This is a genomic window from Devosia sp. Root105 (genome assembly GCF_001424865.1).
In the GTDB taxonomy this organism is placed as follows: Bacteria; Pseudomonadota; Alphaproteobacteria; order Rhizobiales; family Devosiaceae; genus Devosia_A.
Genome location: NZ_LMCR01000019.1, coordinates 518,002 through 533,118, shown reverse-complemented (window position 1 = coordinate 533,118; position 15,117 = coordinate 518,002). Strand labels below are relative to the sequence as shown.

The 15,117-nt window shown below is 65.2% G+C and carries 14 protein-coding genes; 12 read left to right on the top strand and 2 right to left on the bottom strand.

Annotation, left to right across the window (positions count from 1 at the left end):
* Position 1: 1 nt before the first annotated feature.
* Positions 2-385 (bottom strand): response regulator, encoded by a 384-nt coding sequence (locus tag ASC68_RS25035; RefSeq protein ID WP_055885841.1) that lies wholly within the window; start codon positions 383-385, stop codon positions 2-4.
* Positions 386-437: 52 nt separating this feature from the next.
* A complete protein-coding gene (locus tag ASC68_RS25030) occupies positions 438-2,060 on the bottom strand; it encodes a helix-turn-helix transcriptional regulator (RefSeq protein WP_055885839.1) in 1,623 nt (540 codons plus the stop codon).
* Positions 2,061-2,240: 180 nt separating this feature from the next.
* Here ASC68_RS25030 and ASC68_RS25025 point away from each other — a divergent pair, with 180 nt between their 5' ends.
* From ASC68_RS25025 to ASC68_RS24970, 12 genes are all read left to right on the top strand, one after another.
* Complete coding sequence (locus ASC68_RS25025; protein WP_055885834.1) at positions 2,241-3,590, top strand: substrate-binding protein; 1,350 nt, start codon at positions 2,241-2,243, stop codon at positions 3,588-3,590.
* Between the two features lie 72 nt (positions 3,591-3,662).
* Positions 3,663-4,691: a branched-chain amino acid ABC transporter permease gene (locus ASC68_RS25020; RefSeq protein ID WP_055885830.1), complete on the top strand. Its 1,029-nt coding sequence runs from the start codon at positions 3,663-3,665 to the stop codon at positions 4,689-4,691.
* Positions 4,692-4,693: 2 nt separating this feature from the next.
* Positions 4,694-5,836: a branched-chain amino acid ABC transporter permease gene (locus tag ASC68_RS25015; protein WP_055885826.1), complete on the top strand. Its 1,143-nt coding sequence runs from the start codon at positions 4,694-4,696 to the stop codon at positions 5,834-5,836.
* Positions 5,837-5,843: 7 nt separating this feature from the next.
* Positions 5,844-6,632 (top strand): ABC transporter ATP-binding protein, encoded by a 789-nt coding sequence (locus tag ASC68_RS25010; protein ID WP_055885820.1) that lies wholly within the window; start codon positions 5,844-5,846, stop codon positions 6,630-6,632.
* On the top strand, positions 6,632-7,408 hold the full coding sequence (locus ASC68_RS25005) for an ABC transporter ATP-binding protein (protein ID WP_082528459.1): 777 nt from the start codon (positions 6,632-6,634) through the stop codon (positions 7,406-7,408). Before ASC68_RS25010 ends, ASC68_RS25005 begins: the two co-directional genes overlap by 1 nt.
* Positions 7,409-7,533: 125 nt before the next feature.
* Positions 7,534-8,028 (top strand): hypothetical protein, encoded by a 495-nt coding sequence (locus ASC68_RS25000; RefSeq protein WP_055885819.1) that lies wholly within the window; start codon positions 7,534-7,536, stop codon positions 8,026-8,028.
* A 91-nt stretch (positions 8,029-8,119) separates the two neighbouring features.
* Positions 8,120-9,049 (top strand): ABC transporter permease, encoded by a 930-nt coding sequence (locus tag ASC68_RS24995; RefSeq protein ID WP_156384759.1) that lies wholly within the window; start codon positions 8,120-8,122, stop codon positions 9,047-9,049.
* Positions 9,050-9,057: 8 nt separating this feature from the next.
* The gene (locus ASC68_RS24990) at positions 9,058-10,245 is read left to right on the top strand and encodes an ABC transporter permease (protein ID WP_197421404.1); all 1,188 of its coding nucleotides are present in this window, start codon (positions 9,058-9,060) and stop codon (positions 10,243-10,245) included.
* On the top strand, positions 10,242-11,258 hold the full coding sequence (locus ASC68_RS24985) for an ABC transporter ATP-binding protein (protein WP_055885815.1): 1,017 nt from the start codon (positions 10,242-10,244) through the stop codon (positions 11,256-11,258). The genes ASC68_RS24990 and ASC68_RS24985 overlap by 4 nt, the downstream gene beginning before the upstream one ends.
* A complete protein-coding gene (locus tag ASC68_RS24980; RefSeq protein ID WP_055885814.1) occupies positions 11,255-12,256 on the top strand; it encodes an ABC transporter ATP-binding protein in 1,002 nt (333 codons plus the stop codon). The genes ASC68_RS24985 and ASC68_RS24980 overlap by 4 nt, the downstream gene beginning before the upstream one ends.
* Positions 12,257-12,314: 58 nt before the next feature.
* On the top strand, positions 12,315-13,901 hold the full coding sequence (locus ASC68_RS24975) for a peptide ABC transporter substrate-binding protein (protein ID WP_055885811.1): 1,587 nt from the start codon (positions 12,315-12,317) through the stop codon (positions 13,899-13,901).
* 291 nt (positions 13,902-14,192) lie between these two features.
* Positions 14,193-15,116: a Fe(3+) dicitrate ABC transporter substrate-binding protein gene (locus tag ASC68_RS24970; protein ID WP_055885809.1), complete on the top strand. Its 924-nt coding sequence runs from the start codon at positions 14,193-14,195 to the stop codon at positions 15,114-15,116.
* Position 15,117 lies beyond the last annotated feature (1 nt).

Here is a 15,117-nt window from a genome sequence, read left to right as displayed (position 1 = left end):
TCTATTCCACCGCCGGAGCGAGGCCCATCAGTTCGCGCACCGCCCCGACCACCTCGGCATTGGCATAGGGCTTGGTGACGAACCGGTCGGCGCCGAGCTCCTCGGCGGTGCGGCGATCCTGTGCCTGCCCCTTGGCGGTGAGGATCAGCACCGGTAACTGCCGCAAGGCGTCATCGGCGCGGATCTGCTTCAGCACATCGAAGCCCGAGCGCTTGGGTAGCATCACGTCGAGGACCAGCACTTTGGGCATGCTGCGGCGCACCGCGCTGAGCGCGGCGTCGCCGTCGGTGACCGCTTCGATCGACCAGCCGGCGCGGCGGAGGATAAAGTCGAGCGATCTCAGAATGCTCGGCTCATCCTCGGCGATGAGAACATCGACAGCCAAATCTCCCCCTCCTGCCCGACCTCCCAATCAGGCTTGGCCTACTTAGGCATAACTAGTCCGGCTCGCCAATGTCGAAACGCCGGGGCACCAGCGGCGCCCGAATGGCGGCAGGCTCGCCGGCGGTGGTGAAGGCTTCTTCCTGCCGGTCGGCGCAATCGCGCCGCGGGCAGAGCCGGCAGCTCGGCCCGACCGGTACGTCGGCGCTGCTGTCGCCGAGATCGAGGCCGGCGCCGTAAACCGTGCGATCGGCATGCAGCACATCGCAGGCGAGCATCACCGAGGTCGGAATGGCGTGGTCGGCATAGCCGGCGCCCTGCCGCGGCTGCGCGCTGGCAATGAACAGGTAGCGCGAGCCGTCGGCGAACTGCGCGATCTGCCGGGCCAGCGTCCGCGGCGTACGGAACGCGCCGTAGATCACCCAGCGCGGGCAGGCGTGCCCGGCGCTTGGCAGCGGCAGGCCGGGCAGGGGAAAATGCTTGGTCAATCGCCCCGCCGCATCGGAGCGCAGGAACCCGAACGGCAGTCCGGGCTCGCCCGGTTTGCGCAACGAAACCAGGCGATGCGCCACCTGCTCGAAGCTCGCGGTATAGAGCTGGCGCAGCGTCTCGATGTCATAGCGCTGCGCCTCGGCATCGGCGAGAAACTGCGCATAGGGAAACACCATGGCGCCTGCGAGGTAAGAGCTGAGCGCCCGATAGCCGAGCCGCCGCGCCGTGGCAGTCGACAGTTGCGGGGTGTCGACTTCACGTTCGATGGCGTCGGCGGCGCTGAGTTCGGCGTAAAGCCGGGTGAGCTGGAACTGCCGGGTGGCGGCGCCGGCGCTCGCCTGGAACCACATGGTGCGGGTATTGGAGTTGAAGTGATACTGGCCGGGGAAACCCGCAGCATCCACCTCCCGACCGGCGCTGCGGGCAATGCTGACGCCGAACTTTGTTGCGAGGCAGGCGGAAAGCGCCGCTTCGCCGAACGGGCCGCTGGCTTCTATCTCGGCCCGCAACTCGGCGGCGACGGCCTCGAGCCCAGGGAAGTAATTGTCGCGCTCGAAGATCAGGTCGTCGAGTTCGCGGATCGGCGACAGCGTGCGCCGGCCCCGGGCATCGATCTCGAACTGGCCGATCAGGCTGCGCGCCACGTCGGTGAGCCCGCGCGTCTCGCGTGTGATGGTCGCAACGAACCGGTTGCGCTCGCCCTCCTCGAGATCGGTGACATCCTCGAGAATTTCGGCGGTGGAGCGGACGGCGGTGATGCCGGAAAGGATGCGGTGCAGCAATTGCGCCAGCAGCGGATCGGTCCGCAGCCGGTCGGCATAGCTGTCCGCATTGGCGGTGGCGCCGAGATAGGCGCGGCGGAGGCGGGCGATAGCGCGCGCAGCGGCCGGCTGCTGCGCCACCAGATCACGCGAAGCCGGCATGTCGATGCCCTCGAGCACCGGATCGGCGAAAGCTTCGTCGAGTTCAGCAATCAGCCGGTGCTCGGCATCGCCGCTGAGTTCGCTGAGTTCCACCCCCAGCTCTTCGGCGAGGCGGATCAGCAGCGAGCCGCCGACATGGCGCTTGTTGCGCTCGATCAGGTTGAGGTAGCTCGCGGAAATCCCGGCCCGACGGGCGAGCGCAGCCTGCGACACGCCCAGGGCCCGGCGACGTGAACTGATCTTGAGGCCGATCGGCGCGCGCATTCATCCCCCCTGGATTGTCAATCTATTGACACATATGCAGTCAGGCAAGGCCAATGATTTACAGAATTGCTGAGCAATATCAGTCACCTGTTGCGCAGCTTTGCAGGTCGCCGGATAGTGGCGCATCGCTGTGAGGCGCATGGCAATGCACCGTGCCCCGCCGCGCATGAGGAGGAGCTAATGACCAATTCTGGGAACTTCAGCCGCCGTGGCGTGCTGAAGGGCGGCCTTGCCGGCATTCTGGCGACCGGTGTCTCGCCGCTGATTTTCACCCGGGGCGCCTATGCCCAGGAATTCTGCAACGCACCGACCGGTGACACTGTCACCATCGGCTTCAACATGCCGCTGACCGGCGCCTATGCCGATGAGGGCGCCGACGAGCAGCGCGCTTACGAGCTTGCCGTCGAGCACCTCAATGGCGGCGGCGATGGCGGCCTGATCCCGTTCTTCTCGTCGAAGACTTTGAAGGGCAACGGCATCCTCGGCAAGAAGGTGGTGGGCGTCACCGGCGACGACCAGACCAAGGCCGATGCGGCCCGCGACTCGGCGCGCCGCATGATCGAGCGCGATGGCGCGGTGATGATCACCGGTGGTTCCTCCTCGGCAGTGGCGATCGCCGTGCAGGGGCTCTGCCAGGAAAAGGGCGTCATCTTCATGGCGGCGCTCACCCACTCCAACGACACCACCGGCAAGGACAAGAAGCGCTACGGCTTCCGTCACTTCTTCAACGCCTATCAGTCGGGCATCGCACTGGGGCCAGTGCTCGGCGATGCCTACGGCAAGGATCGCGTCGCCTACCACCTGACCGCCGACTACACCTGGGGCTGGACCCAGGAAGAGTCGATGAAGAACGCCACCGAGGCGCTCGGCTGGAAGACCCTGGCGCCGGTTCGCACCCCGGTGGGCGCCGGCGATTTCAGCCAGTACCTGACGCCGGTGCTCAACTCCGGCGCCGACGTGCTGATCCTCAACCATTACGGCTTCGACATGGTGAACTCGCTCACCCAGGCGGTGCAGTTCGGCATGAAGGACAAGCAGGCCAACGGCAAGCAGTTCGAGATTGTCGTGCCACTGGTCTCCGACCTGATGGCCAAGGGCGCCGGCGATGCCATGAAGGGCATTTACGGCACCTCGAACTGGGATTGGCAGCTGCCCGACGACGCCAGCAAGGCCTTCACCAAGTCGTTCGGCGCCAAGTTCGGCCAGCCGCCGAGCCAGGCCGCCCACACCTCCTACGTCCAGGCGCTGCTCTATGCCGATGCCTGCGAACGCGCCGGCACTTTCTATCCGCCAGAGGTCATCAAGTCCCTCGAGGGCTTCGAGTTCGACGGCATGGGGAATGGTCCGACCAGCTACCGCGCCACAGACCACCAGTGCTTCAAGGAAGTCTATGTGGTGAAGGGCAAGGAAGCGCCGGCCAACCCGTTCGACCTGCTCGAAGTGGTCGCCACCGCCTCCAAGGAAAGCGTCACCTACGACCCGGCGATCTTCGGCGGCGAGCTCGGTCCCGATACCGCGGTCGCCTGCTGACCGACACCTGAGGCCCGCTCCGGCTGCGATCCAGCCGGAGCGGCTACTCTGGCACCAACAGGGCAGCGGACCATGGACGCCATACTCGCGCAACTTCTCAACGGCCTCGACAAGGGCGGCGCCTACGCGCTGATCGCGCTCGGGCTGACCCTGGTGTTCGGCACCCTCGGCGTCGTCAATTTCGCGCATGGCGCGCTGTTCATGCTCGGCGCCTTCTGCGCCGTCACCTTCCGCTACCTGATCACCCTTGAAACCGTCACCATCGACCCCACCCAGACCACGGCCTGGGGCACCGCGCTCGAAGTGCGCACGCCGCTGGCCCAGACCTGGTTCGGCGATTGGGGGGCGGTGCTGATCGACTGGTCGGTGCCGCTCTCGATCCTCCTCGCCATCCCGGTGATGCTGGTCATCGGCATCGTCATGGAACGCGGGCTGATCAAGCATTTCTACAAGCGCCCGCACGCCGAACAGATCCTCGTGACCTTCGGCCTCGCCATCGTGCTGCAGGAGATCGTCAAGGCAATCTTCGGGCCCAACCCGATCAGCCAGGCCATGCCCACCGCGCTGCGCGGCGCCGCCGATGTGGGGGCGCTGATCGGCCTCGCGCCGGGCGCGCTGACCTATCCGCTGTGGCGGCTGGTGTATTTCCTGTTCTCGGCCGGCGTCATCGCCGCGGTGTTCGGCTTCCTGCGCTTCACCACATTCGGCATGGTGGTGCGGGCCGGCATGGCCGACCGCGAGACGGTGGGGCTGCTCGGCATCAATATCGACCGCCGCTTCACCATCATGTTCGGGCTTGCCGCGGTGGTCGCCGGCCTCGCCGGCGTGATGTACACGCCGCTGCTGCCGCCCAACTATCACCAGGGCATGGATTTCCTGGTGCTGAGCTTCGTCGTCGTGGTGGTCGGCGGCATGGGCTCGCTGCCGGGCGCCGTGGCCGCCGGGTTCCTGCTCGGGATCCTCCAGAGTTTTGCCTCGATGAACCAGATCAAGTCGATCCTGCCCGGCATCGACCAGATCATCATCTACCTGACGGCAGTGGTGATCCTCCTCGTCCGGCCGCGCGGGCTGTTCGGCCGCCGCGGCATGATGGAGAACTGACCATGGCGCTGTTCCAGCTCTCCCGCCGCGACGCGCTGATCCTCGCGCTCTTCGCCCTGGTGGTCGTCACCATGCCGGTATGGACGGCGCCGTTCGGCGCCAACTATCCGGGCCTGATGCAGAAATTCGCGATCTACGCGATCTTCGCCATCGGCTTCAACATCCTGTTCGGGCTCACCGGTTACCTGAGCTTCGGCCATGCCGCCTTCCTCGGGGTCGGCTCCTATACCGCCGTGTGGTCGTTCAAGCTCCTGACCATGGACGCGCTGCCGGCGCTGCTCCTCGCGGTGCTGATTTCCGGGCTGTTCGCGCTGGTCATCGGCTTCCTGAGCCTCCGGCGGTCGGGGATCTATTTCTCGATCCTGACGCTGGCCTTCGCCCAGATGAGCTACAATCTCGCCTATTCGGTGCTGACCCCGATCACCAATGGCGAGACCTCGCTGCAACTGACGCTGCAGGATCCGCGCCTCATCGACCTCGCCTTCACCACTCGCGGCGCCGGGCTGCCGACGGCAAGCCTGTTCGGCGTGACGCTGAGCGGGCTCAGCGGCTTCTATTTCTGCGCCGCGGTGCTGCTCATCGCCTTCTTCTTTGCCCAGAAGGTCTTCGCCTCGCCCTTCGGCATGATGCTGCGCGGCATCAAATCCAACCAGATGCGGATGAGCTATACCGGCTTCAACACCCGTCCCTACGCGCTCACCGCCTTCGTCATCTCGGGCATGTATGCCGGGCTCGCCGGGGCGCTGCTGGCAGTCACCGATCCTTTGGCCGGCGCCGAACGCATGCAGTGGACGGCCTCCGGCGAGGTGGTGCTGATGACCATCCTCGGCGGCGTCGGCACGCTGATCGGGCCGGTGATGGGCGCCTGGCTGATCAAGTATTTCGAGAACATCTTCTCGTCCTTCAACGAGGGCATCCTGAGCCGCTTCTTCGACTTCATTCCCGCCCCGCTGCACGACACCATCGTCGCCATATCAAGCAAGTTCGTCGGCGAAGGCTGGCAGCTGACGCTGGGACTGCTGTTCGTCCTGGTCGTGGTGTTCCTGCCCGGCGGCATCATGGAGGGCGTACGCCGCATCGGCGCGCTGTTCCGCCGAGGCAACCCACCCAAAGCCGGCGCCATGCGCGTCCAGCCGGCGGAGTAGCGCCAAGATGACAACCACCGAACGCAATGTCGTCCTGCATGTCGATGACGTCAGCAAGAACTTCGGCGGGCTGCATGCTTTGTCCGACATCGACCTCGAGGTCGAAGAGGGCCAGACCCACGCCATTATCGGGCCGAACGGCGCCGGCAAATCCACGCTGCTCAACGTCATCATCGGGCGGCTGGCGCCGACCAGCGGGGCGGTGGTGTTCGACGGCCAGGTGCTGACCGGCAAGAAGCCGCACCAGATCAACCAGCTCGGCGTCGCCCGGGTGTTCCAGACCCCCGAGATTTTCCCCGATCTGACGGTGTTGCAGAACGTCATGGTGCCGGCCTTCGCCAAGCGCGATGGCGCCTTCCGCGTCAATGTGCTGCGCAGCGTCGAGCGCGAAGCGGCGCTGCGCGACGAAGCCGAGGCGATCCTCGAGGATGTTGGCCTGGCCGATCGCCGGCTTTCCCATGCCGGGGCGCTGAGCCGCGGCGACAAGCGGCGCATGGAACTGGCCATGTGCCTGATCCAGCATCCGCGCCTGCTGCTGCTCGACGAGCCGACCGCCGGCATGTCGCGGCACGACACCAACACCACCATCGACCTCTTACAGAAGATCAAGGCGCGCGGCATGACCAAGGTGATCATTGAACACGACATGCATGTCGTGTTCTCCTTGGCCGACAAGATCTCCGTCCTGTCGGGCGGCAGGATCATTGCCGAGGGGCTGCCCGATGAGGTGCGTGGCAATATCAAGGTGCAGGAGGCCTATCTCGGCGGCGCCCACCGGCTCGAGGCGGTGCACTGATGAGCGCGATCGCCATGGACACTGATCTCAGCACCACCGCCCGCAGCGCCGAGCGCGTCGTGCCGCATGACGGCCCGTTCTTTGCCGCCAAGGACATCCACGCCTATTACGGTGAGAGCTACATCGTGCAGGGCGTCAGCTTCGACATCCGGCATGGCGAAATTCTCGCGCTGCTCGGCCGCAACGGCGCCGGCAAGACCTCGACGCTGCGCACCATCGCCCGGGTCGACAACCCGGCCCTGCAGGCGGGCGAGATCTGGCTCGACGGCCAGCCGATCCACAAAATGAAGTCCTTCGAAGCGGCGCGCGCCGGCATTCAGCTGGTGCCGGAGGATCGCCGCATCATCCAGGGCCTGACGGTCGAGGAGAACCTCACCATCGCCCAGGTCGCCCCCGGACGCGGCTGGGAGCTCGAGCGCATCTACTCGCATTTCCCCCGGCTCGCCGAGCGCCGCCGCCAGGAAGGCGTGACCCTGTCAGGCGGCGAGCAGCAGATGCTGGCCATCGCCCGGGCGCTGGCCCGCAACCTGAAGCTGTTGCTGCTCGATGAGCCCTATGAAGGGCTCGCCCCCGTCATCGTCGAGGAGATCGAACGCATCCTCAACGAGATCAAGGCGCTCGGCATCACCACCATCATCGTCGAGCAGAACGCCGTCGCCGCGCTCCGCCTCGCCGATCGCGCGGTGATCCTCGACACCGGCGAAGTCGCCTTCACCGGCCTTGCCAGAGATGTGCTCGCCGACGAAGCGTTGAGGCGCGAATATCTGGCAATCTGACGGGCCGCCCGCATCGAGTTGGTGAGCGGCGTGTAAGCGAGTGCGTTCCTGCCGCACCCCGGTTCCCTTTCCGACCCGAGTCTGATTTGAGAAGGGCGTTCAACGCCTTCCCGGGAGACCCAGCCTTGCACCAGTCGCCGCATGACGTCTTTGCCGAAGCGCTCGCTACCTACAAGACCGAGCGCGATGTCGGGCTGGCGCTGCATCGGCTGGCCGAGGCGCTGGTCGGGGTGAAGCTTTTCACCATGACCGCCGACAACCCGGCCGGCGGCTATGTGCGACGGGTCTATTCGAGCGACGAGGTGGCCTATCCGGTGCTCGGCACCAAGCCGATCGTCTTCGACGACACCTATGAGAAGATGCGCACCGAGCGCTTCATCTACTCGGCCAACTCGGTCAAGGCGATGGAGCAGGATTTTCCCGACCTGACGCTGATCCGCTCACTCGGCTGCGGCTCGGCCATCAACATCCCGGTGGTCGCCGGCGGCGAAATGCTGGGGAGCGTCAACCTGCTCGAGGTCGAGGGCGCCTATCCGGCCGAAAAGGTCGAAGCCGCCCGTGCCCTCGTCGTCCCTGCCGCTGCCTGTTTCCTGATCCTGCGCAGCCGCTTCACCATCTGACCAGTTGCGCCGGCGCCGCCAAGGTGCTGATATGTCCCGATTATAGTGGGGCTAAAGTTTTGCGAGTCCGGGGCCAAGCGGGCCTGTCCAAGTGACGGCCTATGTTGTGCAGCGCCTGTTGCTGATGCTGGTGACCTTGTTCGCCATCATCACGCTGACCTTCTTTCTCATGCATGCCGTGCCCGGAGGCCCGTTCACCTCCGAAAAGATGCTGCAGCCCGAGATCCAGGCGGCGCTCAACGCCAAATATCACCTCGATGATCCGCTCTGGCTGCAATACCTCAATTACCTCCGGGGTGTGCTGAGCCTCGATCTCGGCCCGTCGTTCAAATATGCCGGGATGAGCGTCAATGAGATCATCGCCGAGGGCCTGCCGGTCACCATGAAGACCGGCGCCCTGGCGCTGATCTGCGTGGTGGCGCTCGGCGTGCCGCTTGGCATCGTCGCGGCGCTCAACCGCAATCGCTGGCCCGATACGCTGGTGATGGTGATCGCCACCATCGGCGTCGCCGTTCCCTCCTATGTCATCGCCACCGTGGCGCTCTATGTCTTCGCCTTGCGGCTCGGCTGGGTACCGACCTTCGGGCTCGATGACTGGCGCGGCTACTTCCTGCCGGTGTTTGCGCTGTCGGGGTTCTGGATTTCGTTCATCGCCCGGCTGGCCCGCTCGAGCCTGCTCGAGACGCTGCAGCAGGACTACATGATGACCGCCAAGGCCAAGGGGCTGAAGCGCGGCACCGTGCTGTTCAAGCATGGCTTGCGCAATTCGCTGATCCCGGTGGTGACGGTGCTCGGCCCGGTGGTCGCCAACCTCCTCACCGGCTCCTTCGTCATCGAGCAGATCTTCGCGCTGCCCGGCATCGGCCGGCATTTCGTCTTGTCGATCACCAACCGCGACTACACCGCCATCATGGGCATCACCATCTTTTATGCCGCCGTGCTGATGGTGATGATCTTCATCGTCGACATGCTCTACCTCGTGCTCGACCCGCGCATCAAATACCGGGCCGACGCCAAATGACCGACCGAATGACCGACCAAACGGTCGCCATTGAGATCGCGCCTGAAATGTGGGCCCCGGCGACGCGCGACGGCGCCGCTGCGGAATACATTGCCGCACCCAGCCTCACCTTCTGGCAGGATGTGCGGAAGCGCCTCTGGGCCAATAAGCCGGCCATGCTGGGGCTCGGCTTCATTATCCTCCTGGTGCTCGCCGCGATCTTCGGGCCGATGCTGTCGCGGCACACTTATTTCGAGCAAAACCTCAAACTCTCCAACGTGCCGCCGCTGTTCCAGACTTACGAGGTCACCGACAGCGCCGGCGCGACGACGCGCTTCTTTTTCAACTCGGGCAACCTCAACCTCTACGAGGTGACGCCATCAGGCGAAGTTGCCGGGCTGCTCCGGCCGGCCAAGAAAGACCTGATCAAGAAGCAGCAGCAGTTCAAGTTCGGCGATCGGGAGGTGGTGCTCGATACCGCCAAGCAGCAGCTGAGCTTTGCCGATGGCACGGCGCTCGCCCCCAGCGGCTGGCAGTGGAACATGAGCAACCTGCTGGGCACCGACCAGCTCGGCCGCGACGTGCTGGCCCGCCAGCTCTATGGCGCCCGCATCTCGCTGACCGTGGCCTTCGTCGCCACGCTGGTGAACTTCTTCATCGGCGTATTCTACGGCGGTCTCGCCGGCTATCTCGGTGGCAAGGCCGACACCATCATGATGCGCATCGTCGAGGTGATCTCGACCATCCCGCTGACCCTCTACGTCATCCTGATCATGGTGGTGTTCAACTCCGGCTTCCTGTCGGTGGTCTTGGCCATCGGCTCGGTCTACTGGGTCGATATGGCGCGCATCGTGCGCGGCCAGATCCTGACCCTGAAGCAGCAGGATTACGTCGCTGCTGCCCGCACCATGGGCGCCTCGACGCCGCGCATTCTGGTCCGGCACCTGCTGCCAAACTCGGTCGGCCCGATCCTTGTGACGCTCACCATGCTGATCCCGAGCGCCATCTTCATCGAGAGCTTCATGAGCTTCATCGGGCTCGGCGTGACCCCGCCGGAAGCCAGCTGGGGCACGCTGACCTCCGAGGCGGTGGAGACGCTGCGCGCCTATCCCTATCAGCTGTTCTTCCCGGCCGCCGCCATCAGCCTCACCATGTTCGCCTTCAACTTCCTCGGCGACGGCCTGCGCGATGCCCTTGATCCACGGTTGCGCACATGAGCACGCCCTTGCTTTCGGTCAGCAACCTCTCGACCAGCTTCTTCACCTCGCGCGGTGAGGTGAAGGCGGTCCGCGGCGTCTCGTTCGAGCTCCGCGCCGGGGAGATCCTCGGCATTGTCGGCGAGTCCGGCTCGGGCAAGTCGATCACCTGCATGAGCCTGATGGGCCTCCTCCGCAGCAGCGGTCGCGTCATCGACGGCAGCGCGCTGTTCGAGGGCCGTGACCTGCTGACCCTCGATGAGGACGAGCTGAGCGCCCTGCGCGGCAACGACATCTCGATGATCTTCCAGGATCCGATGACCTCACTGAACCCGACGCTCACCGTCGGCGAGCAGGTGATCGAGACCATCCTCAGGCATCGCAAGGTCAGTCGCGCCGCGGCGCGTGCCCGCGCCATCGAGCTGTTCGAACTGGTCCGCATCCCCTCAGCGGCCAAGCGCCTGAAGTCCTATCCGCACGAGTTCTCCGGCGGCATGCGGCAGCGGGTGATGATCGCCATCGCGCTCGCCTGTGATCCGAAACTCCTGATCGCCGACGAACCAACCACGGCTCTCGACGTCACCATCCAGCGCCAGATCCTGGCGCTGCTCAAGGAGCTGCAGGGCCGGCTCGGCATGGCGGTGATCCTCATCACCCACGATCTCGGCGTCATCGCCGAAACCGCCGACCGGGTGCTGGTGATGTATGGCGGCATGGTGATGGAAGAGGGGCCAGTGCGCGAGCTGTTCGCCCGCCCATCGCATCCCTATACGCAGGGTCTCCTCGCCTCGATCCCTGATCTCCGCGACGACACCCACCACCGGCTGACCCCGATCCCCGGTTCGCCCCCCGATATGCTGCGCCCCCCCAAAGGCTGCCCGTTTGCGCCGCGCTGTCCGCACGCCATGGCGCAGTGCAACGCCGCGCTGCCGCCGCTCTATGATGCTGGTCCGGCGCATCGCGCCCGCTGCTGGCTGCACCACCCCCAAGCGCCGCGTGTCGCCGGCATCACCGCCGAGCTCGTTCCCGCATGACCGATACCCCGCTGGTCGAACTCAAGAACCTCACCAAGCACTTCTCGCTGCCGGGCGATCTGCTCGGCCGCAACCGGCCACTGCTGAAGGCGGTCGACGGCGTCGACCTCGAGATCCGCCGGGGCGAGACGCTCGGGCTGGTGGGCGAAAGCGGCTGCGGCAAATCCACCCTGGCGCGCACCCTGATCCGGCTGTTCCAGCCGACCTCCGGCCAGATGCTGTTCGATGGCGTTGATATCGCCGATCTGCCCGAGCGGCAGCTGGTGCCGTATCGGCGGCGCATGCAGATGATCTTTCAGGATCCCTATGCTTCGCTCAACGGCCGCATGACGGTCCAGAGCCTGATCGCCGAGCCGCTGGAAATCGCCGACATCGGCACTGCTGCCTCGCGGGCGCAGCGGGTCGCCGAGCTGTTGGCGCGGGTCGGCCTCAACGCCGACCACGCCCATCGCTTCCCGCACGAATTCTCCGGCGGCCAGCGCCAGCGCATCGGCATCGCCCGCGCCATCGCGCTCAACCCCGAACTGGTGATCTGCGACGAGCCGATCTCGGCGCTCGATGTGTCGATCCAGGCCCAGGTGGTCAACATGCTCGAGGACCTGCAGGCGGAGTTGGGCCTCACCTACCTGTTCATCACCCACGACCTGTCGATGGTGCGCCACATCTCCGACCGCATCGGGGTGATGTATCTGGGCAAGATCGTCGAGCTCGCCTCCAACGACACGCTCTATCGCGCCCCGGCCCACCCCTACACCCAGGCGCTGCTGGCCTCGATCCCGGTGGCCGACCCCGAGGCGCGCCGCGACGTGGAGCCGATGCGCGGCGAGATCCCAAGCCCGATCGATATCCCATCCGGTTGCCGCTTCCGCACCCGCTGCCCCTTTGCCACCGAACTCTGCGCTCGCGTCGAGCCGCCGCTCAGCGATGTCGGCGGCGGTCACCTCGCCGCCTGCCACTATGCGGCCGAGGTGATGGCCGGCCAGGCGGTCGCCGCCTGAACCGTTTTTTGACTTTCAACAGGGCCGGACAACGGCCCGCAAAACAGGAGAGAAACTTATGCTGAAGCGATTGCTGCCGCTGGTTGCCGCGGCTCTGCTGGCCTCGGTCGGTCCGGTCTGGGCCGCCGGCGAGCTGACCTACGTGGTCAACAACGAATCCGCCGCCTACGATCCGGGCACCACTGCCGAGACCTTTGCCACGCCGATCATCGGCAACGCCTTCGAGGGCCTGGTGAAATACGCCTCGGATGGCGCCGTGGTGCCGGCTCTGGCCGAGAGCTGGACCATCAGCGATGATGGCCTCACCTACACCTTCAAGCTGCGCGCTGACGCCAAGTGGTCGGATGGCAAGCCCGTGACCGCAGGTGATTTCGTCTATGCCTGGAAGCGCGTCCTGACCCCGGCCTCGGGCGCCAAGAACAGCCAGATGCTCTACGGCATCGCCGGCGCCGAAGAGTTCTACGCCGACCAAAGCAAGGACAACGTGGCGATCTCGGCCACCGACGACCACACGCTCACCTTCACCCTGAAGCAGCGCGTGCCCTACATGCTGCAGCTGCTCGGCTTTTCCACCTTCTATCCGGTGCGCGAGGATATCGTTGCCGCCGATCCCGAAGGCTGGACCCGCAAGCCAGCCAGCTATATCGGCACCGGCCCGTTCCGCGTCACCGCGATGAACTTTGGTGAATCCATCGTCCTCGAGAAGAACCCGGAATATTACAACGCCGCCAATGTCAGCCTCGACAAGCTGACCTTCCGCCTGATCCCCGATCCCGCGACGGCGCTCGCCGCCTATGAGGCCGGCGATGTCGATGGCGTCGAGGCGGTGCCTGCGCCGGAAATCCCGCGCCTCGCCTCGGAAGACAATAATGGCTTCCTCGTCGTGCCGGCGCTCGGCACCACCTACGCCTTCTTCAACCCGCACCAGAAGCCGCTCGACGACGTCCGCGTCCGCAAGGCGCTGTCGATGGCGATCGACCGCGAGGAGATCGTCGAGTTCGTGCTGCAGTCGGCCGATATCCCGGCCATGGCATTGGTCCCGCCCGGAATGAACGTTGCCGGTGAAGACTTCCGTGACGGCTCGGACAGCTTCGGCCTCGCCCCGACCGCCGAAGTCGATGCCGCCAAGGCTTTGCTTGCCGAGGCCGGTTATCCGGATGGCGCCGGCTTCCCCGACACGGTGTTCGTCACCTACTCGTCGCCGCCGATCGAAAAGCTCCTCGAAGCCATCCAGCAGATGTGGAAGAAGAACCTCAACATCGACGTCAAAATCCAGGCGTCGGAGTGGCAGGTGTTCTACCCCGAGGTGCAGAAGGTCGAGTACCAGATCGCCCAGATGGGCTGGGGCGCCGACTACCCGCACCCGATGACCTTCCTCGACAACTTCGTCACCGGCAGCGCCAACAACCTCGCCAACTGGTCGAACGCCGACTACGACAAGTTGATCGCCGACGCCAAGTCGACCAATGACGAAAAGCAGTCGCTGGCCGACATGCGCGCCGCCGAGGCGCTGATCATGAACGATGCAGTGATCCTGCCGCAGTATCACCGCAACCAGTACATGATGATGAAGCCCTACGTGAAAGGCTTCTGGCGCTCGCCGCTGAACGTGCCGTATTTCGACGCGGTCACCATCGAGAAGTAAGCGCACTGCCGCTGCTTGCTACCACCCCCGGTCTCGCGAGAGGCCGGGTTTTTGTTTGTGCACGTCAGATTGTGACTCTTGGTGCTCTGCCCCTCACCCCGACCCTCTCCCCAGAGGGGAGAGGGGGCGATGTGGCGCTGCCGGTGCGAAGTGCGTCCCCTCTCCCCTCTGGGGAGAGGGTCAGGGTGAGGGGAAGGTCCCACGAACTCCGTGTTCGCGCCAATCAAACATGATTTGACAAATCATGTTTTCGGCCAGAGAACATGCCGCCAATCAGCCCCGGGGTCGTCCATGTTCAACCGAGCCATTCTCGCCGTTCTTGCCGGCGCCATCATGCTGGCCGTCGCGCCCCTGGCGCAGGCCGTCGAAATCAAGCACGACCTCGGCACCACCGAGGTGCCGGATGCGCCTAAGCGCATCGTCGTGCTCGAATACAGTTTCGTCGACAGCCTCGCTGCGGTGGGCGTCGCGCCGGTCGGCATCGCCGACGACGACACGCGAGAGTCGATCGTGCCTGCCTATACCGCTGTTATCGGCGACGACTGGAAATCGGTCGGCACCCGTAAGTCGCCGAGCCTCGAGGTTATCGCCTCGCTGCAGCCCGACCTGATCATCGCCGATACCAGCCGGCACGAAGCGATCTACGGCGCACTCAGCGAGATCGCCCCGACCATCGCCTTCGACAGCCTCACCGGCACCTACCAGGTGGCGCTCGAGGCCGCCAAAACCATCGCCCATGCGGTTGGCAAGGATGCGGAAATGGAGGCGCGGCTGGCCGAGCACACGACGAAGATGGAGGGCTTCAAGGCCGCCATCGGCGATGTCTCCGCCTGGTCGGCGCAGTTCATCGTCGACAATGGCGAAGGCATCTTCCTCCACTCGCCGGTGAGCTATAACGGCTCGCTGCTCAGCTGGTTCGGCTTCAAGAACAACATGCCGACGCCGGACGGGCACACCTACGAGGAAGCCATCGTCAAGACCTCGCTGGAGCAGCTATCCGAGATCAACCCGCAGGTGATCATCCGCGGCAAATATGCCGATCCCGGCCTCACCGACAGCTGGGTCGGCCAGCCGCTCTACGACAATGTCGAAGCGGTCAAGACCGGCAACCTGTTCGACGTGAACGCCCACGAGTGGTCGCGCCTGCGCGGCGTCATCGCTTCGGAAGTCAGCGGCGCCAACCTCGTCGAGATCGTCAAGAACCTCAAGAAATAAG

Coding starts and splice junctions, on each gene's coding strand:
- ASC68_RS24985 (WP_055885815.1), top strand. CDS start 10,242: ATGAGCACGCCCTTGCTTTCGGTCAGCAACCTCTCGACCAGCTTCTTC.
- ASC68_RS24990 (WP_197421404.1), top strand. CDS start 9,058: ATGACCGACCAAACGGTCGCCATTGAGATCGCGCCTGAAATGTGGGCC.
- ASC68_RS25005 (WP_082528459.1), top strand. CDS start 6,632: ATGAGCGCGATCGCCATGGACACTGATCTCAGCACCACCGCCCGCAGC.
- ASC68_RS25010 (WP_055885820.1), top strand. CDS start 5,844: ATGACAACCACCGAACGCAATGTCGTCCTGCATGTCGATGACGTCAGC.
- ASC68_RS25015 (WP_055885826.1), top strand. CDS start 4,694: ATGGCGCTGTTCCAGCTCTCCCGCCGCGACGCGCTGATCCTCGCGCTC.
- ASC68_RS24980 (WP_055885814.1), top strand. CDS start 11,255: ATGACCGATACCCCGCTGGTCGAACTCAAGAACCTCACCAAGCACTTC.
- ASC68_RS24970 (WP_055885809.1), top strand. CDS start 14,193: ATGTTCAACCGAGCCATTCTCGCCGTTCTTGCCGGCGCCATCATGCTG.
- ASC68_RS25025 (WP_055885834.1), top strand. CDS start 2,241: ATGACCAATTCTGGGAACTTCAGCCGCCGTGGCGTGCTGAAGGGCGGC.
- ASC68_RS25020 (WP_055885830.1), top strand. CDS start 3,663: ATGGACGCCATACTCGCGCAACTTCTCAACGGCCTCGACAAGGGCGGC.
- ASC68_RS24975 (WP_055885811.1), top strand. CDS start 12,315: ATGCTGAAGCGATTGCTGCCGCTGGTTGCCGCGGCTCTGCTGGCCTCG.
- ASC68_RS25030 (WP_055885839.1), bottom strand. CDS start 2,060: ATGCGCGCGCCGATCGGCCTCAAGATCAGTTCACGTCGCCGGGCCCTG.